This is a genomic window from Sandarakinorhabdus sp. DWP1-3-1, from assembly GCF_049896705.1.
Classification (GTDB): domain Bacteria; phylum Pseudomonadota; class Alphaproteobacteria; order Sphingomonadales; family Sphingomonadaceae; genus Sandarakinorhabdus.
Window position 1 is genome coordinate 1,215,216 of record NZ_JAFCUV010000001.1, and the last position, 15,238, is coordinate 1,230,453.

At 67.6% G+C, this 15,238-nt stretch carries 18 protein-coding genes; 4 read left to right on the forward strand and 14 right to left on the reverse strand.

Features of this window, described 5'->3' with window-relative positions:
• Positions 1–12: 12 nt before the first annotated feature.
• Together crtI and crtY are read right to left on the reverse strand one after the other, a co-directional pair.
• Positions 13–1,650, reverse strand: coding sequence for a phytoene desaturase family protein (gene crtI, locus ACP7AI_RS05835; protein WP_426165073.1), 1,638 nt, complete (start codon positions 1,648–1,650; stop codon positions 13–15).
• Positions 1,651–1,730: 80 nt separating this feature from the next.
• Complete coding sequence (gene crtY, locus ACP7AI_RS05840; RefSeq protein ID WP_426165075.1) at positions 1,731–2,903, reverse strand: lycopene beta-cyclase CrtY; 1,173 nt, start codon at positions 2,901–2,903, stop codon at positions 1,731–1,733.
• Between the two features lie 125 nt (positions 2,904–3,028).
• Here crtY and ACP7AI_RS05845 point away from each other — a divergent pair, with 125 nt between their 5' ends.
• The 3 genes from ACP7AI_RS05845 (at position 3,029) to ACP7AI_RS05855 (ending at position 5,984) form a co-directional block, all read left to right on the forward strand.
• Positions 3,029–4,414 carry a cytochrome P450 gene (locus ACP7AI_RS05845; protein ID WP_426165077.1) on the forward strand — a complete coding sequence of 462 codons (1,386 nt, stop codon included), beginning with the start codon at positions 3,029–3,031 and terminating at the stop codon, positions 4,412–4,414.
• Positions 4,415–5,389, forward strand: coding sequence for an alpha/beta fold hydrolase (locus ACP7AI_RS05850; RefSeq protein WP_426165079.1), 975 nt, complete (start codon positions 4,415–4,417; stop codon positions 5,387–5,389).
• Positions 5,390–5,510: 121 nt separating this feature from the next.
• Positions 5,511–5,984 carry a BLUF domain-containing protein gene (locus tag ACP7AI_RS05855; protein WP_426165081.1) on the forward strand — a complete coding sequence of 158 codons (474 nt, stop codon included), beginning with the start codon at positions 5,511–5,513 and terminating at the stop codon, positions 5,982–5,984.
• 111 nt (positions 5,985–6,095) lie between these two features.
• Here ACP7AI_RS05855 and ACP7AI_RS05860 read toward each other — a convergent pair whose 3' ends face one another.
• Together ACP7AI_RS05860 and ACP7AI_RS05865 are read right to left on the reverse strand one after the other, a co-directional pair.
• Positions 6,096–6,461 (reverse strand): bleomycin resistance protein, encoded by a 366-nt coding sequence (locus ACP7AI_RS05860; RefSeq protein WP_426165083.1) that lies wholly within the window; start codon positions 6,459–6,461, stop codon positions 6,096–6,098.
• Positions 6,462–6,485: 24 nt separating this feature from the next.
• Complete coding sequence (locus ACP7AI_RS05865) at positions 6,486–7,199, reverse strand: hypothetical protein (protein ID WP_426165085.1); 714 nt, start codon at positions 7,197–7,199, stop codon at positions 6,486–6,488.
• A gap of 285 nt (positions 7,200–7,484) precedes the next feature.
• On the opposite strand from ACP7AI_RS05865, the gene ACP7AI_RS05870 reads away from it, so the two are divergent.
• A complete protein-coding gene (locus ACP7AI_RS05870) occupies positions 7,485–8,483 on the forward strand; it encodes a sigma-54 interaction domain-containing protein (protein WP_426165087.1) in 999 nt (332 codons plus the stop codon).
• A 64-nt stretch (positions 8,484–8,547) separates the two neighbouring features.
• Here ACP7AI_RS05870 and fliD read toward each other — a convergent pair whose 3' ends face one another.
• The 10 genes from fliD to ACP7AI_RS05920 form a co-directional block, all read right to left on the reverse strand.
• Positions 8,548–9,948, reverse strand: a complete 1,401-nt coding sequence (gene fliD / locus ACP7AI_RS05875) for a flagellar filament capping protein FliD (protein ID WP_426165089.1) — start codon at positions 9,946–9,948, stop codon at positions 8,548–8,550.
• Between the two features lie 43 nt (positions 9,949–9,991).
• Entirely contained in the window at positions 9,992–10,642 is a 651-nt protein-coding gene (locus ACP7AI_RS05880) for a PEPxxWA-CTERM sorting domain-containing protein (protein ID WP_426165091.1), read from the reverse strand.
• A gap of 113 nt (positions 10,643–10,755) precedes the next feature.
• The gene (locus ACP7AI_RS05885; protein WP_426165093.1) at positions 10,756–11,880 is read right to left on the reverse strand and encodes an EscU/YscU/HrcU family type III secretion system export apparatus switch protein; all 1,125 of its coding nucleotides are present in this window, start codon (positions 11,878–11,880) and stop codon (positions 10,756–10,758) included.
• A complete protein-coding gene (locus tag ACP7AI_RS05890) occupies positions 11,881–12,600 on the reverse strand; it encodes a flagellar biosynthetic protein FliR (protein ID WP_426165095.1) in 720 nt (239 codons plus the stop codon).
• The gene (locus tag ACP7AI_RS05895; RefSeq protein ID WP_426165097.1) at positions 12,597–12,869 is read right to left on the reverse strand and encodes a flagellar biosynthetic protein FliQ; all 273 of its coding nucleotides are present in this window, start codon (positions 12,867–12,869) and stop codon (positions 12,597–12,599) included. Before ACP7AI_RS05895 ends, ACP7AI_RS05890 begins: the two co-directional genes overlap by 4 nt.
• Before the next feature lie 11 nt (positions 12,870–12,880).
• Positions 12,881–13,540, reverse strand: a complete 660-nt coding sequence (gene fliP, locus ACP7AI_RS05900; protein WP_426165099.1) for a flagellar type III secretion system pore protein FliP — start codon at positions 13,538–13,540, stop codon at positions 12,881–12,883.
• On the reverse strand, positions 13,537–13,728 hold the full coding sequence (locus ACP7AI_RS05905) for a flagellar biosynthetic protein FliO (RefSeq protein WP_426165101.1): 192 nt from the start codon (positions 13,726–13,728) through the stop codon (positions 13,537–13,539). Before ACP7AI_RS05905 ends, fliP begins: the two co-directional genes overlap by 4 nt.
• Positions 13,725–14,009 (reverse strand): flagellar motor switch protein FliN, encoded by a 285-nt coding sequence (gene fliN / locus ACP7AI_RS05910; RefSeq protein ID WP_426165103.1) that lies wholly within the window; start codon positions 14,007–14,009, stop codon positions 13,725–13,727. Before fliN ends, ACP7AI_RS05905 begins: the two co-directional genes overlap by 4 nt.
• The gene (locus tag ACP7AI_RS05915) at positions 14,006–14,722 is read right to left on the reverse strand and encodes a hypothetical protein (RefSeq protein WP_426165105.1); all 717 of its coding nucleotides are present in this window, start codon (positions 14,720–14,722) and stop codon (positions 14,006–14,008) included. Before ACP7AI_RS05915 ends, fliN begins: the two co-directional genes overlap by 4 nt.
• Positions 14,719–15,228: a flagellar basal body-associated FliL family protein gene (locus tag ACP7AI_RS05920; protein WP_426165107.1), complete on the reverse strand. Its 510-nt coding sequence runs from the start codon at positions 15,226–15,228 to the stop codon at positions 14,719–14,721. The genes ACP7AI_RS05915 and ACP7AI_RS05920 overlap by 4 nt, the downstream gene beginning before the upstream one ends.
• Between the last annotated feature and the right edge of the window lie 10 nt (positions 15,229–15,238).

Sequence of the window (15,238 nt, forward strand, 5' to 3'; positions counted from 1 at the left end):
TGGCAGCGGTCGTCAGGCGACAGCCCGTTCCGGGACGCCGTTGACGACCGATGAAGCGATGCCGAAATCCCGGGCAATCTCGCGCACCGTCATCTTTGCCGACATCATCACCGAAGGCGTGCCGCCGCCCGGCTGGGTGCTCTGGCCGACCAGATAGAGGTTCGACACATCCTCGCTGCGGTTGTGCGGCCGGAAATAGGCCGTCTGGGTCAGCACCGGCTCCACCCCGAAACCATTGCCGAGATAGGAGCCGAGCGTCTGCTCGAAATAATCCGGCGTCACGAAGCTCTGGTAGACCAGCCGTTCCTTCAGATTGGGAATATAGCCGCGTTCCTCCAGGAAGGTCAGCACGACATCCTTGAAACCTTCGCCGATCTTGCTCCAGTCGAGGCCGCTCTGGTTGTTCGGCACCGGGATCAGCGTGTAGGCGGCATGATGCCCCTCCGGCGCCAGGCTGGGGTCGGTCAGCGTCGGAATATGCAGATACTGCGAAAAGTCCGGCCCCAATATCTTGCGCTCGAAGATATCGGTCAGCAGTTCCTCGTAGCGCGGCCCCAGGATGATGTTGTGGTGCTGCAGGTCCGGGTCGCCGTCAGCCTTTTTGTAGCCGAAGTAAATCACCATCAACGACATCGACTGCTTGCGAAACTTCACCAGCGCGTCGCGATTGATGCGGCGATGCGCCTTGTCGATCAGCCGCATGTAGGTCGTGGCATAGTCGGCGTTGGAAACCACCACATCGGCGGCCAGCACCTCGCCCGATTTCAGTGTCACGCCCGTCGCCACCCGCTTGCCGCCACGCTTGACCACATCGATCGAGGCGACTCCGGCGCTAAGCTGCAATGTGCCGCCCATGTCCTCGAACTTGCGCACCATCGCCGATACCAGGGCGCCGGTGCCGCCGCGCGCGAAGTGGATGCCCCAGGTCTTTTCGACGAAATGGATCATTGCATAGATCGCGGGCACCTTCATCGGGTTGCCGCCGACCAGCAGCGGTTCGAAACTGAACACCTGCCGCATCTTGTCGGACTTGAAATACTTCTTGATCAGCGAAAACAGCGGCTGCACCGCCCCCAGCTTCAACAGGTCGGGCACCACGCCCAGCATCTGGCCGACATTGCCGAAGTAAGTATAGCCGAGTTCGAGGAAGCCGCGGTTGAAGATCGCCCGCGCCGCCTCGTGGAAGTCCTCGTAACCCTGCAGATCCTCGGGCGCGAGGCGCGCGATCTGTTCCCGCACCCGGACCGGATCGGCGTCATAGTCGAAGAATGTGCCGTCATCGAAATAGATGCGGTAGAACGGCAGGATCGGCACGATCTCGACATAGCGGCTGGTATTCGGCCCGCCGCTGATGCCCGACAAGATCCGCTTGTCGTCGCCCAGCACATGCGCCGGGAAATCCGGCTCGCCGAGCATGGCCTGGTCCTGTTCGAGCGAGAACAGCTCCTCGATCAGATGCGGCACGGTCAGCACCGTCGGGCCCATGTCGAAGGTGAAGCCCGCCGCCCGCCGCACATAGGCGCGGCCGCCGGGGGCATCGAGCGCCTCGACGATGCGCGTGTCGAAACCCAGGCTCTGCAGGCGCATGGCACAGGCAATGCCACCAATGCCGGCACCGATAACGATCGCGGATTTTCTTGGCTGTTCCATGTAACGGGCGTTACGCGGTTCGCCATCCGAGTTCAAAGCCGAATGTGTCGCAGCAATGATCCAGCCACGACCAGACGTCCCTATGCTTTCCCGATTTCGTATTTGAGCAACGTGCCGAGTGCCCGCATCGGCGGGATCGGCGGCTTGCCGCTCAATATCCGCATCCAGTCCCTCAACACCGGCTGGGCCGCATAGAAGCGACCGACCAGCGCATCGTTGTGCTCGTAAAAGCGCTGCAGCACATGGCGCCGTTCCTCGTCATGCGCGGCGAGGAACAGCATGCGGTTGAGCAGCCGGTACATGCCCCGCGCCCGCCACGCGGCGACGCTATGGTCGCGGGCGGCGCGATAGATCGTCGCCGCATCGAGGACCGGCAGCGCGGCGATCAGGTCGGCCATGCGCACCGCATCGGGAAAGCTGTAGCCGGTAACCGGATGGAACATGCCGGCACGCAGGCCGACGCGCGGCACCCCGGCCTCCCCGGCCGCCGCTGCCTCGTCCCAGAAGGCCTCGATGTCGCCGCCGATGCCGAGCGGCAAGATGCCCTTTTCCTCGCGGATGATGCCGGTGATCGTCCAGCCCTGCGACGCCGCATAATCGGCAAGATGGCGGCGCAGCAGGTCGGGCGACAGGTCGTTGCCGTCGCTGAAATAGGTGTCCTCGATCAGCACATGGCGCGGCCCGAACGGCAGCGTGTAGACAAAGCGATAGCCGTCGAACTGCGGCACAGTCGCATCCATGATGATCGGGCCGGCGAGGCCATGCGGCTCGGCGAGCTCGACCTCCTGCCCCAGAAACTTCTGCCACCTGAGGTCGAGCGCCCTCGTCGGGCCTTGCCCGCGGCCGTCGATCGCCGCCGCGGCGGTCAGCACGCGCTGGTCGGCGAGCGTCACGCTGGTCGGCGTCATCGCCACGACAGGCACGGCGGTCATCACCCTTTCGGGCGGCAGCGCACGCGCGATCTCGGCGGCGAGCAATTCCGAAGTGGCGCTGCGATAACCCGCCTCCAGCTGGCGCGTCGCCGACGGGAAGCGCACTTCATAGCGATCCCAGTGATAGCGAAACAGCGGCGCCGTCCACTCGACCTGGTCGGGCGTCAGGTCATTGGCGAACGACGACCAGGTGTGGTTGCCGCCGATCGCCGCACCGCCTTCGATGATGGTCACCCGCACATCGGGCCGCAACTGCGCCAGCCGCAGCGCGATCAGGCCATTGGCCAGGCCGCCGCCGGCAAGGATGATATCGGACTCCACTATCCGTCATTAGCAGGCTTGTGTCGCAGCGAAAGCCGCCAGTGGCAGACTGCCGCGCCGGACCATTGCGGCCCTGTTGTTAACTGCCGGGCATTTGCGTATCACGGCTCCGCATACAGGAGAGCATGACGATGAACGCCCCGCACCCCGCCTCCGCCTTCATTCCGGCCGACCTGCCCGAACCGAGCTTTGCCGACCTCGCCCACCTGCCCGGCATGACGCCGGCGCGGATGCCGGTGCTGCGCACCATCGATTTCCTCAAGGACCCGCTCGGCCGCTCGCAGAAGATGGTGGAAACCTATGGCCGCGTCTTCCGCCGCCAGGATTTCGGCGGCTGGGGCGTGTCGATGATCGGCCCGGAAGCCAATGAGCTGGTGCTGTTCAACAAGGACAAGATCTTCTCGTCATCGCTCGGCTGGAATCCGGTGCTCGAGAACCTGTTCCCGCACGGCCTGATGCTGATGGATTTCGACGAGCATCGCATCCACAGGAAGGCGCTGTCGGTCGCCTTCAAGACCGAGCCGATGAAGCATTATCTCGGCGAACTCAACTCCGGCATCACCCGCGGCATAGCCGGCTGGCCGGGCCAGGGCGATTTCAAATTCTACCCGGCGATCAAGGCTTTGACGCTGGACCTTGCCGCCGCGTCTTTCCTCGGCGTGCCCTGGGGGCCCGATGCCGCCAAGATCAACAAGGCGTTCGTCGACATGGTGCTCGCGTCCGTCGCGGTCATCCGCAAGCCGCTGCCGCTCACCGCCATGCGCCGCGGCGTCAAGGGCCGCGAATATATGAGCGAGTTCTTCGGCCGCGAAATCCCCAAGCGCCGCGGCCGCCAGGGCGACGACATCTTCACCCAGATCTGCAACACCACCGACGACGATGGCGTCCAGCTGACCGACCAGGCCATCATCGATCACATGAACTTCCTGATGATGGCGGCGCACGACACCACCACCTCGTCGATCACCTCGACGGTGCACTTCCTCGGCCAATATCCCGAATGGCAGGACAGGATCCGCGCCGAAATCCTTGGCATCAAGGCAAAAACCGCCGGCGAACTGACCTATGAAACACTCGCCGACATGGAAACCATGGAACTGGTCTTCAAGGAATCGCTGCGCCTGATCCCGCCGGTGCCATCGATGCCGCGCCGCGCGCTGAAGGACTTCGTGTTCATGAACCACCGTATTCCGGCCGGCAGCCATGTCGGGGTCAACCCGATGATGACCCACCGCCTCCCCGATGTGTGGCCCGAACCCGCCAGGTTCGATCCGCTGCGCTTCACGCCCGAAAACTCCAGGGGCCGGCACAAATATGCCTGGGTGCCGTTCGGCGGCGGCGGCCATATGTGCCTGGGGCTGCATTTCGCCTATATGCAGGTCAAATCCTTCTTCTTTCACCTGCTCGCCGAACATCGCATCGTGCCGGGCGACGGCTACAAGGGCGAATTCATCATGTTCCCCATCCCCAAGCCGCGCGACGGCCTGCCGATCCGCATCGAGCGCCTCTGAATGGCCACCAAGTCGCGCTGGCCGCGCCGCATCGCCATCGGCGCCGGCGCCCTCGTCCTGCTCATCGCCGGGCTGTTCGTCGCCTTCCACGTGCCCGACATCCCGGTTGAAGACCTGCGCGCCAAATACGGCAGCCCGGCGTCGCGCTATGTCGAGATCGCGCCCGGCACCGTCATCCACCTGCGCGACGAGGGCCCGCGCGATGGTTTCCCGATCGTGCTGCTGCACGGCTCCAACGCCTCGCTGCACACCTGGGAACCCTGGGTGGCGCGGCTGACGCCGAAGTACCGCGTCATCAGCTTCGATTTCCCGGCACACGGCCTGTCCGGCCCGGTGCCGTCGCGCGACTATTCGCAGGCCAGCTATGTCGCCGTCACCGAAAAGATCGTCGATCGCCTCGGCCTCACCCGCTTTGCCCTTGCCGGCAATTCGATGGGTGGCGGCGTCGCCTGGCACTATGCTGCGGCGCATCCCGACAAGGTCGCAGGCCTCGTGCTGGTCGACAGCGTCGGCGAACCCGAACCCGGCGAATCGACCCCGCCCATCGGCTTCCGCATCGCCGGCATGCCGGTGATCCGCGACCTGCTCGCCTCGGTCCTGCCGCGCAGCATGATCGACCAGTCGCTGCACCAGTCGGTCAGCGTGCAGAGCATCGTCACCCCCGCCGCCGTCGACCGCTATTGGGAACTGCTGCGCTATCCCGGCAACCGCAGCGCCACCATGGACCGCTTCGCCGGCTACAAGCGCCAGGACGACACGGCGCTGCTCAAGTCGGTCACCATGCCAACCCAGATCATCTGGGGCCGCGAGGACAAGCTGATCCCGGTCAGCTCCGCCGACTGGTTCTCCAAACACCTGCCCAACGCCCGCGTCACCATCCTCGACCAGGTCGGCCATATCCCGATGGAGGAAGCCCCCGACCGGTCGCTGGCACCGGTGCTGGGCCTGCTGGAGCAGGTGACGCCCGCCCGGTAACAGACGCAGGCTCGGAACGGGACGTCCGATGCTTTCTTACCCGGTGCGGAAAGATGCGCTAAGGCGACGCCGAGTTGCCGGCCGGCACGGCCTGCCCGCCACAGACAAAGCGATCCAATCGATGTTCGACGAAATTGGTTTTCCGCGAGGCCCCGACGGGGATCCCGACGCGCAAATTCTCGACACGTTCGTTTATTGCAGCCGTGCCGCCGAAGGGGTCGACGATGTCGAGGTCGACCGCCTCATCGAACGGTCGCAACGCCGCAATGTCGAACGCCAGATCACCGGGGTCCTGGTGTTCGGCAGCGGCGTTTTCTTCCAGTGGATCGAGGGCCCGCCTGCCGAGGTGAACACCCTGGTCGCCAGCCTTCACGATGATCCGCGGCACTACGACATCGTCGTGCTGGACCGGAGCATGGAGAAGCGCGAGCGCCTGTATCCGAACTGGGAAATGGAGCGGGTCGGCGCCGACGACATCCGCGCGGTGCTGCAGGAGGCGCTTGAAAGCGCTGAAAACGCAAGCAGCATCGCGGCATTGCGGCGTATCCTGAAGCACCTCGATCGGGGTTCGCTGGACACGCTTGGGCGCAGTTGATGGCGCCGTCGTGGGGCCCACACGCGGAGCCACCCGCCCTGTCGATACTCACGATGTCAAAGAACGGCGCGCCGGATTATATAACCATATCGGTGATAAATGTCAAGCCGTCTAACCGTCCTCCTGCACGAGGCGCACCAGCGTGCCGTCCGGATCGATCAGCGCGCCGACCAGTCCGCCCCAGGGTTCGCGCTTCGACCGATGCGCCCGCGGCCAGCCCGTCGTCTGCACCGGCACGCCGGCCGCCACCGCCAAGTCGAAGAACGCTCCCACATCGTCCATCCGGAAGCAGCAGCTGAACGAACTCGTCGCCGGGTCGAGGCCGGGGTAGGGGAAGAACTCCACCACCAGGTCGCCGCGCCGCAGGATCATCCAGCCGGGATCGCGCCAGCTTTCGACAAAGCCGAGCCGGGCATAGAATTGCGCCGTCGCCTCGAAATCGCGGGACGGCAGGTTCGGCGTTGCATGATCGACCATGGCGATGGCTCCACGGTCATCAGCCTATCGCACCGCGAATTGCCCGGCAAACAGCCGCAGCCAGGCCAGCATCGCCTCGGCGGCGTCGGGCGCCAGCGAAATCAAGGTCCGCCGGGCATCGGCAGGGTCGGTCTGTCGGACGAACAGCCCGGCTTCCGACAGGCTGCGGATCCAGCGCAGCGCGGTCGTCGTCGGCACCGCGGCGGCGATGCACAGGCTCGATACCGGCACCGGCTTGCCCTCCAGCTGCGCGGCGATCAGGTCGAGCAGCATGTCCCAGGCCGGATCGGCGAAAATCTCGGCCGGAAAGAAGCGGTCGCGGTCGCGTCGCACCTTCAGCAGTCGCCGCACGAATACCGCATCGACCGGCTGCTGGGCAACGCCACCGTCGCGCTGCTGGTCCGCCAGCCGGGCCAGGGCGTCGGCGATGCGTCCGGCCTCCACCGACAGCGCGTTGATGGTGCGGGCGGTGCCGTCGGACAGGTCGCGCACCTGCAGCGCCGGCGTACCGGCGGTGATCCCGGCCACGACCTGGCGGATCGTCGCCGCATCGTCGTCGGCAAAGACAAAGCCGTCGGCACGATCGGCCAGCGCCGGCAGGCGGCGTGTCGCGTCGTCGCCGCTGGCCCCCAGCACGAGCACGACAGGCAGACCCCAAGCCGCGAGTTCATCCACAGAAAAAGCCGCCAGATCGCCGCTTTCCAGTGCCAGGCAATCGCCGTCGGCGCCGCGCGTCATGCGCAGGATTTCAAGCGGTTGACGGATGACCACCCACCCGGAGCCGGCATCGACCGGCGTACCGGGCCACGTCTCACTGCTCGTTAAAACCCTAACAGGCGTGGTTTTTGCGCCATTACGGCTCCAATCATGGGTCGCAATCGGGCTTGAGGCAGTCATTTCGGCAGAACTTCCATGGTCAAGAACTTCGTTTCGCCTCTAGTCTAGATCATAAGCTGTGAGGAGGAACAGCGAGTAATTCGCGAAAGTGTTAAAGAGTAGTTAACCACTCTGCTGGATAGCATCATGTCTACACGTCGTGAACTTGTTCCTGCCGATCATCTCGCCCGACTTGTCGGTACCAGCAAGCCAATTGCCGATATTCGGGACGAGATCGAAAAACTCGCCGATTCCGCTGCCTCGGTGCTGGTAACCGGCCCGTCGGGCTCCGGCAAGGACGTCGTTGCCCAATTGCTGCACCAGCGCGGCCGCCGCGCCGCCCGGCCCTATGTCGCGCTGAACTGCGCCGCTGTCGCACCCGACCTGCTCGAAAGCGAGATGTTCGGCCACGAGGCCGGTGCCTTCACCGGCGCCGTCAAGGCCCGGCCCGGCCGCTTCGAGGCGGCCCACGGCGGCACGCTGTTCCTCGATGAAGTCGGCGACATGGCGACCGCAATGCAGGCCAAGCTGCTCCGCGCCCTCGAAACCCGCGTCGTCGAGCGGGTCGGCGGCATGCTGCCGATCGCCGTCGACGTTCGCGTCATCGCCGCCACCAGCGTCGACCTGTTCGCCGCCATCGACCGCGGCGATTTCCGCTGCGACCTGCTCTACCGCCTCGACGTCATCCGCATCGAGATGCCGGCGCTCGCCGATCGGCCGGAGGACGTGCCGCTGCTGATCCGCCATTTCGCCGCGGCGTTGCCCGGCCAGCCGGTCCGCTTCACCGCCGCCGCCGAGGACCTGCTGATGCAGCAGGCGTGGCCGGGCAATGTCCGCGAACTGAAGAACTTCGTGGAACGCGCCCAGGCGCATTTCCCGGGCGAGATCATCGGCGCCGAGCTGCTGCCCCGGCTGCTGCGCGGGTTCACGCCCCCCGCCCCCCGGTCCGCGACGCCGACGCCCGAACCGATCCCCGACGCCGGCATCGACTTGAAACGCATCCTGACCGACCTCGAAGCGGCCTATATCACCGAGGCGCTGACAGCGTCGGGCGGCGCCGTGGCCGCCACGGCCAAGCTGCTCGGCCTGCAGCGGACGACGCTGATCGAGAAGATGCGGCGCCTGCACATCGGGACGGCGGGCTAACCTCCCACCTGTCCTCCCGGCGCGCCGAAGGCTCGCCGGGAGGACACTACACCACATCAAGTTCTCAACTGTCCCGGTTCTGCCAGGCCCTGATCTGCTGGTCGAGCTGCGACCCCACCGCCTTCGACGCCGCCACCAGCCGCTCCATCGCGCCATATTGGCGGGTCAGCGTCGCGCGATAGGTCGCCAGCCGGGCATCCTCGCGCGCCAGCCGCGCGGTCACCGCGGCCTTCTGCTGCGCCAGGCCCTGGCTGGCCGGCGTTGCCAGCGCGGCGATCGACTGGAGCCGGCTGGGCCGGCTTGCCGAGGCCGGCGCTGCCAGCGCCTTCAGCAGCGCCTCGGCATCACCCAGCCGCGTCGGCGACAGCCGGGCAAAGCGCGCCGCGTCATAGCCAATTTCGCCGGTACGGCTGACCGAGACCCCGAGATCGAGCAGCCGCAATCCGTTGGCCTCGGCGAACGGCGTCGCCACCAGCGCGGCCAGACGCTGGTCGAGCAGCCGCGCCGTCGCGTCGTTGGCCAGCGCCCCCGGCGCCTCGCTGCCGGCGGCACCTTTCCGGAAATCGCCGACCAGCGATCGCATCGCCGACAGCGCCGACGCCAGGTCGGCGACCGTCGTGCCGATCTGGGCGCCGTCGCGCGCCGCGCTGATCGTCACCGGCGCCGCGTCGGCCTTGACCAGCCGGATGCGCGTGCCGGCCACCAGGTCGTCGATGACGTTGCTGCTCCGCGTCACCGCGATGCCGTCGAGGCCGAGATCGGCGTCGACGGCGCCGGCCACCAGAGCCATCGCCGGCGCCCCCGGCGTGTAGGAAAACCGCGCCAGCGCCGGGTCGCCCGCCGCGCTCAAGATGAAGCCGTTGGCGGCGCCTTCGCGGCCGCGCAGGCTCAGCGTCGCCTGGCCATTGCTGGCAACGATCGCCGCGGTGATGCCGGCGCCGCTGCGGTTGATGGCGTCGCGAAGCCCGGTCAGCGTGTTGTTGGTGGCATCGATGACGATGTCGACCCCGGCGCTGCCATTGCCGGCAAAACCGAAGCTGCCGTCGCCATTGGCGGTGCGCGTACCGAAGCCGATGGTCAGCGTCCCCTCGCCCACCGGCGCATCGGCGCCGGCCAGCGCCGGGCCGGCCAGCTGCTGTGCCGCCGCCAGCCGATTGACGGTCAGGGATGAAACAAAGGCACCTGTCGGCCCGGTGCCGAAGGCGGCGATCGTCACCGCACCCACATTGCTGCTCTGCGGTGCCAGACCCAGCACGCCGTTGCCGACCCGCGTTTCGAGCGAGGTGGCAATGCCCTGCAGCGCCGACCGCACTTGGCCTAGCGCCGAGATCCGCGCGTCGAGCGCCGCCGCCTTGGTCGTCAGCGGTGTCTGGCGCGCGGACTTCTCGGCCGCCACCAGCCCGTCGATCAGCGCCTTGGTATCGATGCCCGATCCGGCGCCAAGAGTGGAGATAATGGAGTCCATGGCCACATCACGGCCAGGACTCCGATCTCTTTAGCGATCCCGATCAGCCGGCAACAGCAACCCGGCGGCGGCGCATGGCAGCGCCGGTCAGGCCGAAGCCGGCGATCAGCAGCGCCCAGCTAGCGGGTTCCGGAACACCGGGCGCCGCCAGGCGGCCGAGTTCATAGCTGAATTCGACGCGGCTGATCGAGCCACCGGCTTCGGTCCACAGGTCCTGGGGATCGACGGTCGCCAGTGGGAACTGCATGCCGAAGCGCGCCAGGGTGACCGCATTGCCGCCGATGGCCGAGGCGTAGTTGCCGGCGCCATAGGAGTTGGTGGTGCCACGGCTCCCCAGGATGCCGACGACGTCGCCGGCGAGGAACTGGATGCTGGTGCTGATGAAGCCGGCGCTGCTGTTATCGCGGATCAGCGCCAGCGTCGTGAAATCGTTGGTCGTTGCCGCGAACTGCGGTGGCGCAGCGCTCAGCCGGAGGACCGCGATGTTCTGGTTGGCGATGCTGGCATCGGTCGGCACGAACAGCCCGGTGATGTAGAAATCGACCGGCGCCGTGAACCAATAGCCGCGCGTGTTGCTGGTGAACGTCCCCGTCTGCGGCCCGACATCGATGACCGCGGCCGCCGCCATGCCGGCCGGCGCCAGCGCCAGCGCGCCGAATGCCACAGCCGCCACCAGACCCATCTTCATGTTCATGCTTGCACCCCTGCAATTGCCCGGCACAGCCCTTAGCAGAATCGTTTACCGCTGCAAACAAAGTTCCAGAAAGAGTTAAGCCTTATGAAGCGCAAGGGCACCTTATGTGCCAGTCACCCGCCGCCGGGTTTGCGCCGCGCGCCCGCCTCGTCGAAATCGAACGCCGGCGGCACGAACACCGGCGGCGTCGCTTCGGCCTCGGGTGCCTCGAAACTCATCACGAACGCGAGGATGGTCGCCACCGCGGCGAACAGCTCCTCGCGCACCGGTTCGCCGGGCCGCGCCGTGAAGAACAGCGCGCGGGCCAGGCGCGGCGTGCGGATCACCGGCACCTGCAGCTCGCGCGCCACCGCGATGATCGCCGCCGCCATTTCCAGCCGGCCCTTTTCGACCACGATCGGCGCCGCGTCGCTGCCCGGCTGGTACCGCATCGCCACGGCAAAATGCGTCGGATTGACGACGACGACGCTGGCATCCTTCAGGCTCGACCGCATCCGCCCCGTCGCCGCCGCATATTGCGCGCGCTTGATCGCCGCCTTGACCTCGGGCGCGCCATCGTTCTGCCGGCTCTCGCGCTTCACTTCATCCAGGGTCATCATCAGCTTGCGCTCGCGGATGACAAAGGAGATGCCGCCGTCGACAAGCGCGACGCCTGCGAGCACCAACGCCGCCGCGCCGAACAATCGCGCCACCGCGGCGCCGATCACCGCCAGCGCGCCGCCGCCCTCCCCGATGTTGGCGAGCACCGGCACCAGAGGCAGCACGACGACGGCGGCGACGCCGGCCACCGCGGCGAGTTTCAGCACGGCCGTCACCGCGCCACCCAGCCCGGTCATCGAGAAGATCCGCTTCAGCCCCGCCACCGGGCTCAACCGTCCGACCTTGGGCGCCAGGCTGGCGAGCGTCACATGGCGCGACGCTGCCACCTGCAGCCCGGCCGTCACCAGCGCCACCATCGCGGCCAGCGCCACCGGCAGCCCCAGCGGCAGCCGCCCCGCCAGTTCCCCGACGGGCAGGCTGTCGTCCGCCATCGGCACCGCGCTGTCGAGCGCAAGCGCCAGATATTGCCCCAGCGCCTGCCACAGCGCCGGGCCACCCACCATCATCGCCAGCGCCGCCGTCGCCACCGCCGCGGCGGGCCCCAGTTCGCGCGGCTGCCAGATGTTGCCCTGCCTGCGCGCCTCCTCCCGCCGCCGCGGTGTCGGCGCCTGGGTTTTCTCGGCGTCGGTCTCGGCCATTCAGAGCAGCCCCCAGGCGGCATCGAGCGTCAGCCGCGCCCGGCCCATCAGCGCCGCGAACAGCAGCGGCAGCGCCCAGACGAACGCCAGCAGCAGCGCCGCCGGCCCGACCGCCATCGACCCCAGCTGCGGCGCCGACCGCGACGCCACCGCCACCAGCAGGTTGCCGAGCAGCAGCAGCGCCACCACCGGCAGCGCCATGCGCAAGCCACCGGCGAACATCACCGCGCCATAGGCCGCGACGAGGTCGAGCGTCACGCCGCCAGGGTGCAGCAACTGCTGGCCGGCCACCAGCGTCGAAAACAGCAGCAGATGACCGTCGCCGGTCAGGAAGGCGCACCACATCAGCATCGCGAACAGCCCGCCGACGACCGAGACATTGCCGCCGGCGCCGGGAAAGCTGGCAAAGCCCAGCCCCATCATCTGCGCCGCGACCTCCCCCGCCATTTGCGCCGCGGCAAAGGCCAGCGCCACCGCAAGGCCCGCCAGCAACCCGGCCAGCACCTCCCCCGGCAGCATCGCCAGCGTCAACGGCACCGCAGAAGGGCCGAACGCCGTGAACACCGCCAGCGCCGCCGCCACCGCCAGACGCGCCCGCCACGGCAGTACCGCCCCGGCAAAGCCCGGCAGCAGCGCCAGCATTGCCAGTGGCCGTACGCCGGCGAGCGTGAAGCGCTGCATCAGCGCAAGGCCGTCGAAGGCCGGGATGTCGACGATCACCGTATTGCGCCGACGATGTCGATCAGCCCGCCGGTCATGAAATCGCCCAGCCCCTGCATCACCGCACCGCCGGCGATGCCCATCACCGCGATCAGCGTCGCCAGCTTGGGCAGGAACGACAGGCTGTTCTCGTTCACGGAAAATATGGTCTGGACCAGCCCGACAATGACGGCGACGACCAGCACCGGCACCAGGAACAGCGCCGCATCCTGCGCGAACAGCAACACCGCGGCGCGCGCGATCTCCTCCAGCACGCGATCGTCGGGCATCTCGCCGCCCGTCACCCCCCGAAACTCTTGGCCAGCGACCCCAGCATCAGCGTCCAGCCGTCGATCGACACGAACAGCGCCAGCTTGATCGGCAGGCTGACAGTCGCCGGCGACACCATCATCATGCCCAGCGACATCAGCACCGACGATACGATCAGGTCGATGACGAGGAACGGCAAATAGACCACGAATCCGATCTGCATCGCCGTTTTCAGTTCGCTCGATACGAACGCCGGCAGCACCACCGGCAGCGGCACATCGGCCGGGCTGGCATAGGGGCCACTGTGCGCGATCTCGGCAAACTTGCGCAGGTCCGCCTCCCGCGTCTGGCCGAGCATGAAGCCCTTCAGCTCGTCGCCGGCCCGCGCCAGCGCCACCTCGGCGCCCAGCGTGCCGGCCACCATCGGCTGATAGGCGGCGGTATAGATGCGATCGAGATTGGGCTGCATGACGAACACCGTCATCAGCAGCGCCATGCCGACCAGCAGCTGGTTGGGCGGGCTCTGCCCCAGGCCCAGCGCCTGGCGCAGGATGGCGAGCACGATGACGATGCGGGTAAAGCAGGTCATCATCAACAGCGCCGCCGGCAGCAGCGTCAGCGCCGACATCAGCAGCAGGATCTGCAGCGAAGACGACAGGCTCGGCAGGCTCGCCGTTACGGCAGGCGTCATGCGGCGTCGCCCTGTGCCAGTGCCACCAAACCGCCGCGCCCCTGCCCGACCAGCACCTGCCGGCCGGCGAATTCCACCACCAGCAGCCGCGTCCCCGGCCCCAGCGGTACGGCCTGCAGCACCCGCGCATGGGCGGGGCCGGCCGGCAGCTTCAATCCCGCCCGCAGCCGATCGAGCAGCGCCGTCATGCCGCCGCCCCCGGCACGATCTCGGTCAGCTTGACCCCGAACCGGTCACCGATGGCGACGATCTCGCCGCGGGCGATCAGCCGTTCGTTGATCAGCACATCGACCGGCTGGTCGACCCGGCGATCGAGGGCATGAACGCTGCCGACCTCCAGCGCCAGCACATCGCGCAGGGTCATGCGGATGGCACCGACCTCCACCGAAAGTCGCACCGTGATGGCGCCAAAGGCGCCCAGCCCGACGCTTTCATCGGCGTGGAACCCGCCGGGTGTTTCGGCATTCATGGTCGTTCCCCCCGATGTTCGACGCCGATGGCGACGATGCTGGCCTGCTGGCTGCCGTTGGCATGCGGCACGACCGTGACCCGGCCGATGCGGTGATCGCCGATGATCAGCGGCATTTCGGGCCGCGGGCTGATCGGCAGCACGCCGCCGGCGCGCAGCGGCAACAGGCTCGACACCAGCACCAGGTCGCTGGCCAGCTCGACGCGCAACCGCAGCGGCAGGTCGTCGCGCCGCGGCAATGACGCCGGCACCGCCGCGTGGAGCGTGGCCAGCGGCGGCGGCGCCGGGACATGGGCATGGCCGCTGACCGCGCCGCAGCTGATATCGAGGTCATAGCCCGCTGCGTTCGATGCCGCCGGCCACACCCGGACCGCACAGGCGTCGAGCGTATCGGCAATGATCCGCGCATAGCGCACCTGGGCGACACCGCCGACCACCGCCGGCCGCGTGGCATCGCCGCCCATGCGCACGCCGGCGAGCAAGCCGGCCAGCTCCGCCGCGATGCGCGGCGCCGCCGGATCGCGCGGCCGGGCCGGCAATATCTCGACAGGCGCCCCGAACAGCGTGGCGAGCGCGCGGGCACAGGCCGTGAGGAACGGCGCGAAGTCGCCATCGTCGCCGCCAGGGCGGTCGCTGGCATCGGCGCGGGGCGGCAGGAACGCCTCCACCCAGCGTTCGTTGGCAGCCTCGGACCGGATACGCAGGTCGCTCATTGCACAACCAGCGAGATGAAGAAGACCTCGTCGACGCCGTTGGCGACGCCCTTTTGCGCCAGCATGTCGTTGACGGCGATCTTCAGCCGCCCGCGCAGTTTGTCCTTGCCGGCGCGATCGGCGACGTCGTTTTCGGACAGTTCGCCGAGCACCGACAGGATCGTCGATACGAGCGCCGGCTTGTGCCGCGCGATGGCGGCGACGACATCGGGGCCGCCGGTCGTGGACACCGACAGCCGGACCTGCAGGTAGCGCCCGGTATCGACGAGGTTGGACGTGAAGGCGGTGTCGATCTCGATATACTCGACCGGCGCGGCAACGCTGGCGGTGGGCGCCGCGTCATGGCCGCCGCCATCATCGCCAAGGCCCAGCTTGCCCGCGGCGATGACGGCGCCGAACCCGCCCGCGCCGGCCCCGGCGGCAAAGGCCAGCGGAATGAACAGCAGCTTGGCAAGACGACCCCTGGGCTTGGCGGGCCTGGCATCGGTGGCGGGGGCATCGGACATGGTCGGTTAC

Coding starts and splice junctions, on each gene's coding strand:
- crtI (WP_426165073.1), bottom strand. CDS start 1,650: ATGGAACAGCCAAGAAAATCCGCGATCGTTATCGGTGCCGGCATTGGT.
- ACP7AI_RS05845 (WP_426165077.1), top strand. CDS start 3,029: ATGACGATGAACGCCCCGCACCCCGCCTCCGCCTTCATTCCGGCCGAC.
- ACP7AI_RS05850 (WP_426165079.1), top strand. CDS start 4,415: ATGGCCACCAAGTCGCGCTGGCCGCGCCGCATCGCCATCGGCGCCGGC.
- ACP7AI_RS05855 (WP_426165081.1), top strand. CDS start 5,511: ATGTTCGACGAAATTGGTTTTCCGCGAGGCCCCGACGGGGATCCCGAC.
- ACP7AI_RS05860 (WP_426165083.1), bottom strand. CDS start 6,461: ATGGTCGATCATGCAACGCCGAACCTGCCGTCCCGCGATTTCGAGGCG.
- ACP7AI_RS05865 (WP_426165085.1), bottom strand. CDS start 7,199: ATGACGCGCGGCGCCGACGGCGATTGCCTGGCACTGGAAAGCGGCGAT.
- ACP7AI_RS05870 (WP_426165087.1), top strand. CDS start 7,485: ATGTCTACACGTCGTGAACTTGTTCCTGCCGATCATCTCGCCCGACTT.
- fliD (WP_426165089.1), bottom strand. CDS start 9,948: ATGGACTCCATTATCTCCACTCTTGGCGCCGGATCGGGCATCGATACC.
- ACP7AI_RS05880 (WP_426165091.1), bottom strand. CDS start 10,642: ATGAACATGAAGATGGGTCTGGTGGCGGCTGTGGCATTCGGCGCGCTG.
- ACP7AI_RS05885 (WP_426165093.1), bottom strand. CDS start 11,880: ATGGCCGAGACCGACGCCGAGAAAACCCAGGCGCCGACACCGCGGCGG.
- ACP7AI_RS05895 (WP_426165097.1), bottom strand. CDS start 12,869: ATGCCCGACGATCGCGTGCTGGAGGAGATCGCGCGCGCCGCGGTGTTG.
- fliP (WP_426165099.1), bottom strand. CDS start 13,540: ATGACGCCTGCCGTAACGGCGAGCCTGCCGAGCCTGTCGTCTTCGCTG.
- ACP7AI_RS05905 (WP_426165101.1), bottom strand. CDS start 13,728: ATGACGGCGCTGCTCGATCGGCTGCGGGCGGGATTGAAGCTGCCGGCC.
- fliN (WP_426165103.1), bottom strand. CDS start 14,009: ATGAATGCCGAAACACCCGGCGGGTTCCACGCCGATGAAAGCGTCGGG.
- ACP7AI_RS05915 (WP_426165105.1), bottom strand. CDS start 14,722: ATGAGCGACCTGCGTATCCGGTCCGAGGCTGCCAACGAACGCTGGGTG.
- ACP7AI_RS05920 (WP_426165107.1), bottom strand. CDS start 15,228: ATGTCCGATGCCCCCGCCACCGATGCCAGGCCCGCCAAGCCCAGGGGT.